General features: G+C 38.3%; 13 protein-coding genes. 7 read left to right on the top strand and 6 right to left on the bottom strand.

The window, feature by feature from the left end:
• Positions 1–92 precede the first annotated feature (92 nt).
• Together KO524_RS08425 and KO524_RS08420 are read right to left on the bottom strand one after the other, a co-directional pair.
• Positions 93–1,361, bottom strand: coding sequence for an MFS transporter (locus KO524_RS08425; RefSeq protein WP_219292907.1), 1,269 nt, complete (start codon positions 1,359–1,361; stop codon positions 93–95).
• A 73-nt stretch (positions 1,362–1,434) separates the two neighbouring features.
• Entirely contained in the window at positions 1,435–2,073 is a 639-nt protein-coding gene (locus tag KO524_RS08420) for a TetR/AcrR family transcriptional regulator (protein ID WP_219292905.1), read from the bottom strand.
• A 79-nt stretch (positions 2,074–2,152) separates the two neighbouring features.
• Between KO524_RS08420 and KO524_RS08415 the strand changes: the two genes are divergently transcribed.
• The 5 genes from KO524_RS08415 (at position 2,153) to KO524_RS08395 (ending at position 5,248) form a co-directional block, all read left to right on the top strand.
• Positions 2,153–2,593: an FKBP-type peptidyl-prolyl cis-trans isomerase gene (locus tag KO524_RS08415; RefSeq protein ID WP_219292903.1), complete on the top strand. Its 441-nt coding sequence runs from the start codon at positions 2,153–2,155 to the stop codon at positions 2,591–2,593.
• 146 nt (positions 2,594–2,739) lie between these two features.
• Positions 2,740–2,886, top strand: coding sequence for a hypothetical protein (locus tag KO524_RS08410; RefSeq protein ID WP_219292901.1), 147 nt, complete (start codon positions 2,740–2,742; stop codon positions 2,884–2,886).
• 103 nt (positions 2,887–2,989) lie between these two features.
• The gene (locus tag KO524_RS08405; protein WP_219292899.1) at positions 2,990–3,550 is read left to right on the top strand and encodes a hypothetical protein; all 561 of its coding nucleotides are present in this window, start codon (positions 2,990–2,992) and stop codon (positions 3,548–3,550) included.
• A gap of 218 nt (positions 3,551–3,768) precedes the next feature.
• The gene (locus tag KO524_RS08400; protein WP_219292897.1) at positions 3,769–4,191 is read left to right on the top strand and encodes an OsmC family protein; all 423 of its coding nucleotides are present in this window, start codon (positions 3,769–3,771) and stop codon (positions 4,189–4,191) included.
• A gap of 13 nt (positions 4,192–4,204) precedes the next feature.
• Positions 4,205–5,248, top strand: a complete 1,044-nt coding sequence (locus tag KO524_RS08395) for an LLM class flavin-dependent oxidoreductase (RefSeq protein WP_219292895.1) — start codon at positions 4,205–4,207, stop codon at positions 5,246–5,248.
• Between the two features lie 6 nt (positions 5,249–5,254).
• Here the strand turns inward: KO524_RS08395 and KO524_RS08390 are convergent, their stop codons facing one another.
• The 4 genes from KO524_RS08390 to KO524_RS08375 all read right to left on the bottom strand — a co-directional run bounded on the left by KO524_RS08390 (position 5,255) and on the right by KO524_RS08375 (position 6,346).
• Positions 5,255–5,515 carry a hypothetical protein gene (locus KO524_RS08390; RefSeq protein ID WP_219292893.1) on the bottom strand — a complete coding sequence of 87 codons (261 nt, stop codon included), beginning with the start codon at positions 5,513–5,515 and terminating at the stop codon, positions 5,255–5,257.
• An 87-nt stretch (positions 5,516–5,602) separates the two neighbouring features.
• Positions 5,603–5,872, bottom strand: coding sequence for a hypothetical protein (locus tag KO524_RS08385; protein ID WP_219292891.1), 270 nt, complete (start codon positions 5,870–5,872; stop codon positions 5,603–5,605).
• Positions 5,873–5,996: 124 nt separating this feature from the next.
• On the bottom strand, positions 5,997–6,149 hold the full coding sequence (locus KO524_RS08380; protein WP_219292889.1) for a hypothetical protein: 153 nt from the start codon (positions 6,147–6,149) through the stop codon (positions 5,997–5,999).
• The gene (locus tag KO524_RS08375) at positions 6,140–6,346 is read right to left on the bottom strand and encodes a hypothetical protein (RefSeq protein ID WP_219292887.1); all 207 of its coding nucleotides are present in this window, start codon (positions 6,344–6,346) and stop codon (positions 6,140–6,142) included. The genes KO524_RS08380 and KO524_RS08375 overlap by 10 nt, the downstream gene beginning before the upstream one ends.
• Before the next feature lie 249 nt (positions 6,347–6,595).
• On the opposite strand from KO524_RS08375, the gene KO524_RS08370 reads away from it, so the two are divergent.
• Positions 6,596–7,510, top strand: a complete 915-nt coding sequence (locus KO524_RS08370; protein WP_219292885.1) for an aspartyl protease family protein — start codon at positions 6,596–6,598, stop codon at positions 7,508–7,510.
• 76 nt (positions 7,511–7,586) lie between these two features.
• Positions 7,587–13,691: an alpha-2-macroglobulin gene (locus KO524_RS08365; protein WP_219292883.1), complete on the top strand. Its 6,105-nt coding sequence runs from the start codon at positions 7,587–7,589 to the stop codon at positions 13,689–13,691.
• The last annotated feature ends 107 nt before the right edge of the window (positions 13,692–13,798 follow it).

Genomic DNA, 13,798 nt, shown 5'->3' with positions numbered 1-13,798 from the left:
CTATTCTATAGATTAAAAAACCCTATAAGTATGCTTTACAACAAGCATACTTATAGGGTTAAGAAACGATCAAATCGATCAAATCAATTGCATTAATGTACCTCATTAATTACCGATTCTTCAAAATTAACTTTAGGCGTTTTACGCTTGATCAAACGGTCCACACGACTCATCATCAAAATACTGATACAGGAAATCACCACCACCACATAGCCGACTATATCGTAATTGATTAACGGACTGGTTTTGCTTTCTTGGTACACAATAGCTCCTGCTACGGCTGCACCGATTCCTCCAGAAATTTGCTGTAAAGAAGCATTAATACTCATATAAGCACCGCGATCTTTCATTTCGGGAACGGCACTGCTCATGGCGGAAGAAGGAACCATACGCCCCATGATTCCGATCATCATTAAAATGTTTGTAATTATTACTAACCAGAAAGGAACAACAGCTAAGTTGGTGTAAACCACACAAACCAACATCAACCAGATACAGGCAATGGCAAAGAGTTTAAACTTGCTCATTCTATCGCTGAGTTTACCGATAAAAGGCATCATGGCGAGGGAACTCAAACCGGATATCATAAACAACATCGGCAATTGCGCTTCGCTTACTCCAAGATTGTTAACAGCAAATACGGTTCCAAAAGGCATCATCATAAATCCACCGACAGACAAAATTCCCGTAGCCATAAACCCAATGCGGTAATCTTTGTCTTTTAGGGTATGCCACAAGTGAAGTAAAGCCTTTTTATCTTGTTGAATAGCCAAATGAGCATTGACGGGTTTTAACCAGACGGCAATACTTACTGCTATAAAAATGGATAATCCAACAATCATAAAGAACGGTGCTTCCCATGCCCATTTATGTGCAATGTATAGGCCGATTGGAATCCCGAGTACTTGACTCGCTCCGAAACCCATTTGCACAAAACCCATCACACGTCCACGCTGTTGCAAACTAAAGATATCGGTGATGATCGCCATCGATATCGAACCGATTACACCTCCGAATAAACCGGTAAAAATTCGTGCAGCAACCAAGGTCGGGTAGGAGTTGGCCAATCCACAGAATAAAGTCCCAACTATAAATCCAACATAGAAGAACAATAATAGTTTTTTACGATCAAATTTATCGGCAAAACCCGCTGTAAGTAAACCCGATATCCCCGCACTAAAAGCATAGGCAGATACGGCAATACCAAAATCTTGAGTGTCCATGTCTAAGGACTTCAATAGCAAATCTCCTAGTGGAGACATCACCATAAAATCCAAAATTACGGTGAACTGTGTAATGGCTAAAATAAGAATAACAAATTTTTCATAACCGGTGAAAGGCACCGTTTTTTTCTTTTCCATAAGTATAGGTGGGAGTAATTAAGCTATTTTTTTTAGTGATTCAAGGCTATTATATCTTCGAAGGGCATCCCGTCTAAGGATGGTTCTTTTTTAAGGCGCGTACGACCAAATCAAAAGTTTGCCACATGACCGATTCATCTAATTGGTATGGTTTCCCTTCCAAATCGATTTCTTCATAGTGAAATTTGATTAAGGAATACAATGGGGCATGGGCAATAGACCAATACACTTCTAAAGGAATGCGATCAATTTCCTGCCGATTAATGGCATTTTCTAAAAACTGATTTAACTGTTGTTTGATTTTATTCATCAACACCTTTAAAAAATCGCGATAGTAGGAAGAACTTTTGACTTGAACCATAAACAAAACCGAATCGCGCTTGTGCATCATTTGATGATAACGATTGATCCACTGCTGCCTTAAACCGGCTTCAAAAGACATATCCGGACTAAAATCTTTTAAAATTAAATCGGCCAATTCTGCCCCTTGCTCGGTGGTTAATTGGAAAATCAAGTCGTCTTTATCCTTATAATAAATGTAAATAGTAGCAACGGAAACTTTTGAAATCTTGGCTAATTTGTTGATACTGAAATTCTCTAACCCCCCTTGCCCAATCATGGCAATGGCATTTTCTTTTACGGTTTTTTGCTTGTCGAGATTCCTTGCTCTCATCACTTTAAATTTAAAATGCAAATGTAAGTGAATATTCATTCTCTTAAAAGTAAATGTGCGATTTTTAGAAGACATTCTACAGTAAATAAATTATTTTTGTCCTATTAATAAATGAATTATGGGGGTAGCAGAACTTTTACAAAAGCGAAAAGCCGCATTGGCTTTAAAAAATCAGCAAGATGGTGATGCGTATAGACTGTCGTATCAGCAAAATCAAAACACTATAAAATTGGACAGTGGTATCATTTACGAAATCTTGGAGCAGGGTAGTGGTGCAAAACCCTTAGCGACTGACCGCATTTTGTGTCATTATCACGGTACTACGGTTAGCGGTGAAGTATTTGATAGTTCTGTTGTGCGCAATCAACCGGCTAGCTTTTCGTTAGTCAAATTGATTAAAGCATGGCAACAAGTGATTCCGTTGATTGAAGTAGGAACCAAATTTCGGATGGTTGTACCCCCTGAAATGGCGTATCGAGACCAACAACTCAGCAAACAAATAGGTCCTAACAGCACTTTGATTTTCGAAATTGAATTGTTTGAAATTATAAAGGACTAAAATCAAATTTGCTGTTATAAACAGTATGAAAATAGAATTGTTTGACTGAGAAACGGAAGTAATAGTGCTGTTTTTAAGGGAATTACCATTAAAAGTTTTGACTATTTCATAAAAAAAGCTTATATTGTAAGTGTAAACCTTTAAAGATGAAAAAGATGAAGATAAATTATTTTTTACTTTTTGTAGGACTTATAGTAGTAGCTGGTTTAAAACATAAAAGGCAGCCCTTATGTAAAAGAAAGGGAAAAGTAGCGGGGACTGTCAAGAGAGATTCAAGAGTTTTTGTAGATTAAGTATCAAGAGCATCACTATAATTAAATAATGCTGCTACTGTTTTAGGAATGAGTTTGTATTTAAAAAACGTATATTTGAAAACAACCCTTTTTAAATACAATCATGAAGAGAAGTTTAATTTTACTGTTAGTCATTTGTACCACTAGCTTGGTTTTTGGACAAAAGAAAAATGTTCAGGATGAATTTTGGAATCGCTTACAAGCCCATTGTGGTAAAGCTTATACCGGAAAGATACAGAGCAGTCCTGTACCAGAAGATTTTGCCAACAAAGACTTGTCGATGTATGTTATGAGTTGTTCGGATACGGAAATTAAAATTCCGTTTTATGTTGGAAATGATCATTCACGTACGTGGGTCTTTACCAAAACCGCTCAGGGGATTCAGTTAAAACACGATCACCGCCATCAAGACGGTTCAGAAGATACAATTACACAGTACGGCGGCACTACAACCAATACAGGGTTTAGTCAAAGTCAGTATTTTCCTGCAGATCAGCAAACAACCGACTTAATACCGGCAGCCGCAGCAAACGTATGGTGGGTTACTGTTGATGATAAGGAGTATACCTATAATTTAAGAAAAGCCGACTCGCCCACATATTTTCAAGTTCGATTCGATTTATCTAAAGAAATACCGGTTCCCGCTAGACCTTGGGGACATTAACTTTTACCGATTAAATTGGTTTAAAAAACAGCTCAAACGGAGCTGTTTTTTTTGTTTAAGTACTTAGTAAATTGCTTTTTTATTAAGATAATATTAGAACTTTTTGAAATTTAAAAGTCTAAATTTATAGAATTAGACAGTGAATTATATTTTTCCTCAATCAAGTAGTTGAAATCAAAATAGTATAAAAAGTAAAAACCAACCAAAAAACAAGACCTATGAAATTTACCAGAACAGCAAATGCCGTATGGCACAAAGACTTGAAAACAGGTAGTGGTACTATCAGTACAGAAAGTACCGTATTGAATAAAGCAGCCTATGCCTTTAAAACGCGATTTGAAAACGGCAACCCCGGTACGAATCCCGAGGAATTACTCGGAGCGGCACATGCAGGCTGTTTTACCATGCAATTAAGTGCCTTACTTAGTGAACAGGGATTTATCCCCGATGAATTGGCTACTCAAGCCTTAGTTACTTTTGAAGACGGTAGTATTGCGTTGATCGAATTGATCGTTGACGCTAGTGTGCCAAACATCTCTGCCGAAGTTTTTAATGCTACTGCTCAAAAGGCGAAGGAAATTTGCCCACTGTCTAAAGCCTTACAAGCCGTAAAAATCGAATTAAAGGCCAACTTGAAATAAAGACAAAGCTAATATGGAAATAGGAATCAGTATGTTTGGGGATTTGGCGTTTGACAAAAAAACTCAAAAATTTCAATCCCCTCAATTGCGGTTACAAGAAATGATGGAAGAAATCAAATTGGCCGATGAGGTTGGTTTAGATGTATTCGGTATCGGAGAGCACCACAGACCGGATTTCTCGGTCTCTGCGCCCGAGATCATTTTAGCTGCTGCGGCTACCATTACAAAAAAAATCAAATTAACCAGTTCGGTAACGGTCTTGAGTTCTGTTGATCCGGTACGTACTTATCAAAATTTTGCCACGGTGGATCTGTTATCCAACGGGCGTGCGGAAATCACCGTGGGTAGGGGTAGTTTTACAGAGTCATTTCCTCTTTTTGGTTACGACTTGGATCATTATTCGGAACTATTTGTTGAAAAACTCGATTTGTTGATCAACATCAATACTCATGAAGACGCCTTTAGTTGGAAGGGGGATTTCCGCGCTCCTTTGCACGAACAGCAGGTGTTGCCCAGACCGACAAAGCCTTTGGATATTTGGGTAGCCGTAGGCGGTACTCCAGAATCTGTGGTGCGGGCTGCTCGATTGGGATTGCCGTTAATCATTGCGATTATCGGTGGTATGCCCCGTCAGTTTAAACCGTTTTTTGACCTGTATCGACAAGAGTATATAGCGGCAGGACACGATGTCTCTAAAATGCAATTGGCAACGCATTCACACGGTATAATCGGAGAGAATTCACAACATACCGCCAATAAGTATTTTGACAACTATGCCGAACAGATGAATAGAATCGGTCGCAGTCGCGGTTGGTCGCCCTATACCAAAGAACAATACGAAGGCGGTAGAAGTAAAGAAGGGGCGTTGTTTATAGGAGAGCCGAATGAAGTGATAGACAAACTACTCTACCATCAAGAGATGTTTGGACTCACCCGTTTTTTATTACATGTAGATATCGGTGCACCGAATCATAAAGATTTGATGAAGTCGATCGAATTATTGGGAACTCACGTTGCTCCAGCGGTTAAAAAGGCATTGTTTAAGCCGTTAATTTAATCGTATTCAACCCCGTAGGGGTGACGTCATTCTATTTGTTGCCGCGATTATTACCGTAATGATTGCCGTTATTTTCAAACAAATCCCCAACCAACCCCGTAGGGGTGACATCATTGTCGATATGGTTGTTGCCGTGATTATGTACATTGTATTTCGATAAACATTTTCAACCCCTTGTGGGATGCCGTTTTTTTCAAACAAATCCCCAAACCAACCCCCTAGGGGTGACATCATTCTAGATATGGTTGTTGCCGTGATTATGTACATTGTTTTTGATAAACATTTTCAACTCCGTGTGGGGTGATTTTATTACAAAACAAATCCCCAAACCAACCCCGTAGGGGTGACATCATTCTAGATATTGTTATTGCCGTAATTATGGACATTGTTTTTGATAAACATTTTCAACCCCGTGTGGGATGCCGTTATTTTCAAACAAATCCCCAACCAACCCCGTAGGGGTGACATCATTCTAGATATGGTTGTTGTCGTAATTATGGACATTGTATTTCGATAAACATTTTCAACCCCTTGTGGGATGCCGTTATTTTCAAACAAATCCCCAAACCAACCCCGTAGGGGTGACATCATTCTAGATATGGTTATTGCCGTAATTATGGACATTGTTTTTGATAAACATTTTCAAACCCTTGTGGGATGCCGTTATTTTCAAACAAATCCCCAAACCAACCCCGTAGGGGTGACATCATTCTAGATATGGTTGTTGCCGTGATTATTGCCGTTATTTTCAAACAAATCCCCAAACCAACCCCGTAGGGGTGACATAATTGTAGATATGGTTGTTGCCGTAATGATTGCCGTTATTTTCAAACAAATCCCCAAACCAACCCCGTAGGGGTGACATCATTCTAGATATGGTTGTTGCCGTAATTATGGACATTGTTTTTGATAAACATTTTCAAACCCTTGTGGGATGACGTTATTTTCAAACAAATCCCCAAACCAACCCCGTAAGGGTGACATAATTGTAGATATGGTTGTTGCCGTAATGATTGCCGTTATTTTCAAACAAATCCCCAACCAACCCCGTAGGGGTGACATCATTCTAGATATGGTTATTGCCGTGATTATGTACATTGTTTTTGATAAACATTTTCAACCCCGTAGGGGTGACATAATTGTAGATATGGTTGTTGCCGTAATGATTGCCGTTATTTTCAAACAAATCCCAACCAACCCCGTAGGGGTGACATTATTCTAGATATTGTTAATGCCGTGGTTATGGAAATTGTATTTCGATATACATTTCCAAAATCCCGTAGGGATGACATGATATTATAATATGTTTATGTATTTTTGAATTTTATCATCAAAAATGGTCTAAATATGTGGAAATGGCATTGTTTAAAGGTGTTTTTATTAATGGGAATCACCGGTTATACTCAAATAAACATAGGTATCGAGCCCAGTACGTGCGTTCGAATTCCATTTGAATTGACGACCTACAACAATATGTTGGTACCGGTAATTTTAAACAACAAGGACACGGTAAAACTGATGTTTCACACGGCTGCCGATGCGGTCAATTTAACCGAATCAGCCACAATGCGCGTGACATTGGATTTCCAACGTACCGACAGCGTTAAAAGTTGGGGTGGTGACCAAAACACCTCTAGATTTAGCCCAGTCAATACGGTACAACTCGGGACTATGGTATTTGAAAATGTTCCCATTTGGGAAGACACCAATTCAGGACAGGGCAGCGACGGAAAGTTTGGAATAAATCTGTTTGAGGGCAAAACCATAACATTTGATTTTGAAGCTCAGGAATTGCTGATAAGCGATGATTTGCCGTTGGATATAACAACCTATAGTAAACAGCCGTTAATCCGTGAAAACGGCTATTTGTTTATCGAGGCTGTAGCTGCTATCAACGATGAGGTAGTGGTCAACAAATACATGATTCACAGCGGATACGCCGGATCCGTATTATTCGATGATGTTTTTGTAGAAAAACGCGGTATTGCCGATAAACTCACTGTCATCGATCAAAAAGAACTCAGAGACTCCTTTGGAAATGTATTAAAAACCCAAAGGGCTGTATTGCCGCAATTCCGCATCGGAAATATCCTTTTAGACGAGGTTCCCGTCGGTTTCTTTAGCGGTGCTTTGAGTCGTCAAAAAATCAGTATAATCGGAGGCGATATTTTAAAGCGCTTTCAAATGGTTATGGATACGAAACGGGAGTTTATTTATTTAAAGAGCAATGCATTAATAAACGATATATATAAGGGCGTTTGATAAAGTTTTAAGTCTATTTACAAACGTTATAGCCGAGCTATTTTCTTTGATTGCCACTCACTACTATACAAAAAACATGAAAAATACGATTTGTCTTTTAATGATTCTATTCGGTTTAACGGGAACCGCACAAAAAAACATCAGCATCGAGGAACAATGGAAGCGAATCGAAGAACAAATTAGCGAAGGAAAATTTTCGAGTTTACAACCAGACATTAACCGCGTTTTAGAGCAAGCGCGGAAAGAAAAGGACTATCCCAATACGATTAAGGCGCTTTTTTACGATGCTAAAATCAAGGTCGTTACTTCGGAAAAAGACGATAATGTTGAGTATATTTTTGATGCTTTAAAAAGTGAATTAGCTCAAGCAAAGGGAGTAGATAAATCAATTATATCGGGATATTTAGCGATGTTGTATTCTACTTATTATAATGAAAACCAGTGGAGTATATATAGTAGGACAAAGTTGGAAAATGATTCTGGAATGCATTTAAATGTTTGGACAAGTGGGACATTTTGGAAAACAATAGATGCTTACTACAGGCAAGCGTTAGTCGACAAAAAAACACTTCAAAAAACCAAGATTAAAGACTTGAAAAATTCTTTTATTTGGGTAGATGCGTCGGACATGAAACTTAATTTTTCAGTTTATGATCTTCTAGTATTTCAATACAGTACTTTTCTAAATTCAAATCGCTTTGATTTAACTAAAGAATTAGAAAAAGAGAATAAACAAAAAAGTAAGAAATTATTAGATGATTTGGCGATTGATTTTCAGAAAAAAAAGTATGTGGAAGGTGAAATTTACACGCGATTATATCAATTTCAATCTGAAAAATCAGATGAGAATATTTTAGAAATATCTGAAAAGTATAGGGAATTAGCCGATAAATATTCTTCATTACCCATAACAGCATATATATACAGAAATTGGATTAATGCAACCTTTAAGAGTGCAGAAAATAGTTGGGATAAATCAGCCTACGATAGCGTATTAGAGTTGATAGATGTTGTTAAAATGAAATATCCCGATAGTGATATCAACGAGGATATGACTCTGTTAAAAAATAAAATAACGGCCCCTGTTTTAACAGTATCAGTTGAAAAATATTTGATTCCTGAATGTAATAACCCCATATTAATTAAACACAACAACATAAATCAGGTTTATGTAAAAGTATTTAAATACGACAGTACTGAAAATGATTTTGGTGAAATCAAATATAGAAAAAACGAAGATACACAAAAAGACTATTACGGTAAAATTATAGATAAATACCCATTAATTAGGGAATATCATTCGACTTTAAAAGCTTTTGATGACTATAAAGCCCATACTACTTTACTAAATCTAGAAGCACTGCCCATAGGATCCTATGTTATATTATTTTCTAACGAACCTTTCTCAGCAATTACAGATAAAAGTGCGGTAGTCATGAATCAAATTTATGTAACTAATGCAGCAGTTATTTTTAATAAAAATACTGTTCGAGTTTATGATCGATATACGGGAAAACCTATGGCTAATAAACCGATGGTGGTTTATAGTGAAGATTATAGTGAAGAGGATGCAATTGCTGGCGAATTAGATAACGATCAGTGGAAAAGGGAAGTGAAAACCGATAGAAACGGAGAATATAATCTTGAATTTATAGATGACGATACTGAGGGGGTGTATTTTAAATTGGAAGGGGAGAACATCTATTATACTGATAGTTACAGTGATTTTGATGATAGTGACTATGAAGGAGTAGAAAGTACGTTTAAAACAAAAATATTTACGGATAGAGGTATTTATCGACCAGGTCAAACGCTTTACTTTAAAGGAGTAGTTACCCATATAATCGCTGACAAACAGCGGGTAAAGGCAAACCATAAAGTTGATATAACGTTAAGAGATGCCAACTATAAAGTCATTCAAACCTTGAATTTAATCACCAATGAATTCGGCTCGGTACAAGGGGAGTTTGTTTTACCCCAATCGGGTTTACTGGGAAATTATTCCTTGCAATCTTCTTTAGATGGTTATAAAGGTTTTTCGGTAGAAGAATACAAACGACCCAAGTTTGAAGTGCTGTTAGATACCGTAAAGGGAAACCATCATTTTGGCGATGAGATCAAGGTAAGTGGAAAGGCCAGCGCTTTTTCAGGAGCGGATATCGATCAAGGCAAGGTGACTTACCGCGTTTTTAGACAGGCATTGTATTCTTTCGATCCTTATTATAGGACGCCAAATTGGTATCGAAATAGCGATTCTGAAGAAATTGCTTTTGGAACGCTGCTCACCGATGCAATCGGGCGTTTTGAAATTCCGTTTAAAGCAATCGCAGCAGATCAAAAAGAAGATAATCTGCGTACCTATAGCTATCGCGTTGAAGTAGCGGTCATGGATGATAATGGCGAAACGCACACAGCAGAAAGTGCTGTGTTGATCGGTGATTTGGGGTTGTCGTTTACCTATAACTTACCAGAGGTAATAACGCCAGATCAGCTCAATCAATTTGCGGTTCGGGTCACTAATTTAAACGATCAGTTAGTCAATGCCCAAGGGGGAATGGAAATTTATCCTTTAGTGGTTCCTCAACGCGTTGTAAGAGACAGTCCTCTCAACGTGGACTATCAGCATTATACAGAGGAAGAATTTATCCAATTATTTCCGCACGAACCTTATGGTGATGAAAGGGATAGGTCAAAGTGGAAGAGAGGTTCTATGGTATTAGAAACCACTTTTGACACACAGCAATCAAAGGAGATTCATTTTAAACAAAACAAGCCTTTGAATGATGGTAAATATATCATTAAAAGCTGGGTTTGGGATAAAGGACAAAAAATTGAATCCGAGCAGTTTTTTGAAGTAAAAAATAAAATGGCGGAACTCAGTGATTCACCATCAATATTGGCGATGGACTTGGATAAAAATAGCTATAAGATTGGGGATATGGTTCAATTGCGACTTTACTCATCAGAACAAGATTCATATGCTGTAGTCTCCTTGTTGCATAATAACGAGACGATGATAAAAAAGAACATGGACTTAGGCGAGAAAATAGCTGTATTTGAATTTCCTGTCTTGGCTTCCTATGTTGGTCGTATTCAAATAGAGGTATTAATGATTAAATACAACAGTGTTATTTTGAAAAATCTGGCTGTTAGTGTCCTGTACCCAACCCAACAGTTAGATATAAAAATGACTACTTTACGCGATAAATTACAACCAGGAGCTAAAGAGAAATGGGAATTAACCATATCAGGCTCGAAAAAAGATCAGGTACTAGCAGAAGTTCTGGCGGGTATGTATGACGCGTCTTTAGATCAGTTTAAGTCTAATAATTTTAATGAGAAATTTGTATTTCTCCGGTCTAACAATTCATATAAAGTTTCAGAAAGATTTAGAACTTCAGATGCTTTTGAAGTAGAGCATAATATTAATCGGTTACCAAATTACTATTACAATTCAAATAAGGGAAGATTGGACCAACCGTATTGGAATGTTTACGATTATTATTTTAATAGCTATAGAATGAAGCAAGCACTTTACCGTGCAGGTAGTGCACTAGAGGGTAAAGTAGCTGGAATCCGAATAGAGGATGGCGAGGAGGACTATAATGCTGTTTTTGTAACTACAGGTTATTCAACAGCTTCTTCCGTCAATGTCAGGGGAACAGCAACATTAAATGAACAGATAAAACCTATAAATATAGTTGATGGGGAAATATTTGATGGAGATATTAACAGTATTTTGAAAGACGATATATTATCGACAAATACAATTACGGGAGACCAAGCTACATCTTTGTATGGAAGCCGTGCGATTCATGGAGTCACAGTAATAACGACTAAGAAAGGAGCTGAATTAGAAAAATTAAAACGAGTAGAAGTCCGTAAAAATCTAAGGGAGACGGCTTTCTTTTACCCCAATTTAAAAACCGACAAAAGCGGCAATGTCAAAATAGAATTTACCATGCCGGAGAGCCTGACGGAATGGAAGTTTATGGCTTTTGCCCATACCAAAGATTTACAGACGGGGTATTTTGAGACCCGGGTTAAAACGCAAAAAGATTTGATGATAGTTCCCAATGTACCTCGATTTTTACGCGAGGGCGACCGGGTGGTGGTAACGGCAAAAATCGTAAATCTCTTAGATGGAGAAACCGCTGGTCAGGCGAGTTTGATGTTGTTTGATGCCCTGACGATGAAACCGATTGATCATTTGTATAACAATCAAAATAACCTTCGAGAATTTAAATTAACAGCAAGCAGTTCCACTGCGGTGAACTGGGAAATCACCGTACCGAAAAACAGCCCACCGATTACCTATCGTATGGTAGCTGCAACGGCTGATTTTTCCGATGCGGAAGAAAGTGTACTTCCCGTATTAACCAATCGAATATTGCTTACCGAAACCCTGCCTATCTTCGCAAAAGAGGGACAGCGGAAAACCTTTGAACTCGAGGCTTTAAAAAACAGTAGTTCGAAAACCTTAGAACATTTTAAGTTGACTTTGGAAATGACGACCAACCCCGTCTGGATGGCTATTTTTTCATTGCCTTACTTACGAGAGTATCCGTATGATTGTTCCGAACAGTTGTTTGGCCGTTTGTATGGAAACGCGATCTCGCAACAATTGTTGAATTCAAATCCGAAGATCAAAGCGGTTTTTGACGATTGGAATTCCAAGGGAGAATTAAAATCCCCTTTAGAGAAAAACCCAGAGCTGAAAAATATTTTAATAGAAGAAACGCCTTGGCTGCGCGAAGCGGAATCCGATGCCGAACAAAAAAAGCGATTGGCCTTGTTGTTTGATTGGAATAAAATGCAAAACGAATACGGAGTCGTATTGGAAAAATTGCAAAAGAGACAACTTTCAAACGGCGGTTTTTCCTGGTTTGATGGCGGCGCTGTAAACCCCAATATTACTCTTGAAATTTTAAGCGGTTTTGGAAGTTTAAAGAAAATGGGGGTAAAAAAAGAAATAGCCGATTCGTATGCAGCTATAGAAGACAAGACCCTACAGTTTTTAGACCAGTACTACTATAAAAACTATTTAGACACTAAGGAGAAAGAACAGGGGCTTCAAAACGATCAAATACAGTATTTATATGCGAGAAGTTTCTTTTTAGACGAAAAACCACTGAGTGACGATTTGAAAAAAATGGCAGCTGCTTATGTGTCGATGATTTCGGAAAAACCTACGGAAATCGCCTTGTCCATAAGGGTTATGGAAGCCTTGATTTTGCATCGATTTGGAAAAACAGCCGAGGCAAAAACGATACTGAACCAACTAAAAGAAAGAGCGGTGATTTCTGACGAAATGGGCATGTATTGGAAATCCAATCAAGCGGGTTGGCAGTGGTATCAAACCCCTATTGAAACGCAAGCCTTGCTGATAGAAGCTTTTGATGAGGTTGCTCGTGATGAAAAAGCTGTAGCGGAAATGAAGATTTGGTTGTTAAAAAACAGAGCTACAAACGGCTGGAAATCCACCAAGGCAACCACGAGGGCGGTATATGCACTGTTAAATACGGGTGCATCACCGTTGGATGCTGCTAGCGTTGTCGATATATGGGTGGGCAAGCAACAAATAGATGTAAAACAAGAAGCACAGTCGGGTAGCGGTTATACAAAACACACTTGGAACAAAGAAGCCATTTCAAAAGACCAAGCGACAGTAACCGTTGACAAACAAAGTGCGGGTACCGCATGGGGAGCTTTGTATTGGCAGTATTTCGAAGACTTGAATAAAGTTGGAAAAACGGCTACTAACATAAAAATCCACAAGCAAATGTACATCGCAACCAATTCGGCTTCTGGTCCTGTTTTAAAGGCGGTAACCGATTCAAATCCGATTAAAGTGGGCGATAAAGTAACGGTACGCCTTGAGGTAACCACCGATCGCGATATGGAATTCGTACACCTCAAAGACATGCGCGCCAGCGGATTGGAGCCCATCAATGCGATTTCTGGATACAAATGGGGCAATCACACCGCTTATTACCAAGAGACCAGAGATGTGGCTACAAACTTCTTTATCGACGCGCTAAAAAAGGGAACCTATGTGTTTGAATACGAACTCAGAGCCAATACAGCGGGGGTGTTTTCAAACGGGATAGCCACTTTACAAAATATGTACGCACCGGAAATGAGTGCGCATACTGAAGGCGTGTTAATAGAAATTAAATAATTAGACATAAAAAATACGGCTAAAGGAGTTCTTGAACTTCTTTAGCCGTATAGATAATTGTTAGATGATTCGATTTGCGATTTACTAAGTTTAAAAAATTGGAAATG

Source organism: Flavobacterium sp. NKUCC04_CG (assembly GCF_019345525.1).
Classification (GTDB): Bacteria; Bacteroidota; Bacteroidia; order Flavobacteriales; family Flavobacteriaceae; genus Flavobacterium.
The sequence above is the reverse complement of the archived record's forward strand: the minus strand, read 5'-3'. Positions and strand labels throughout refer to the sequence as shown.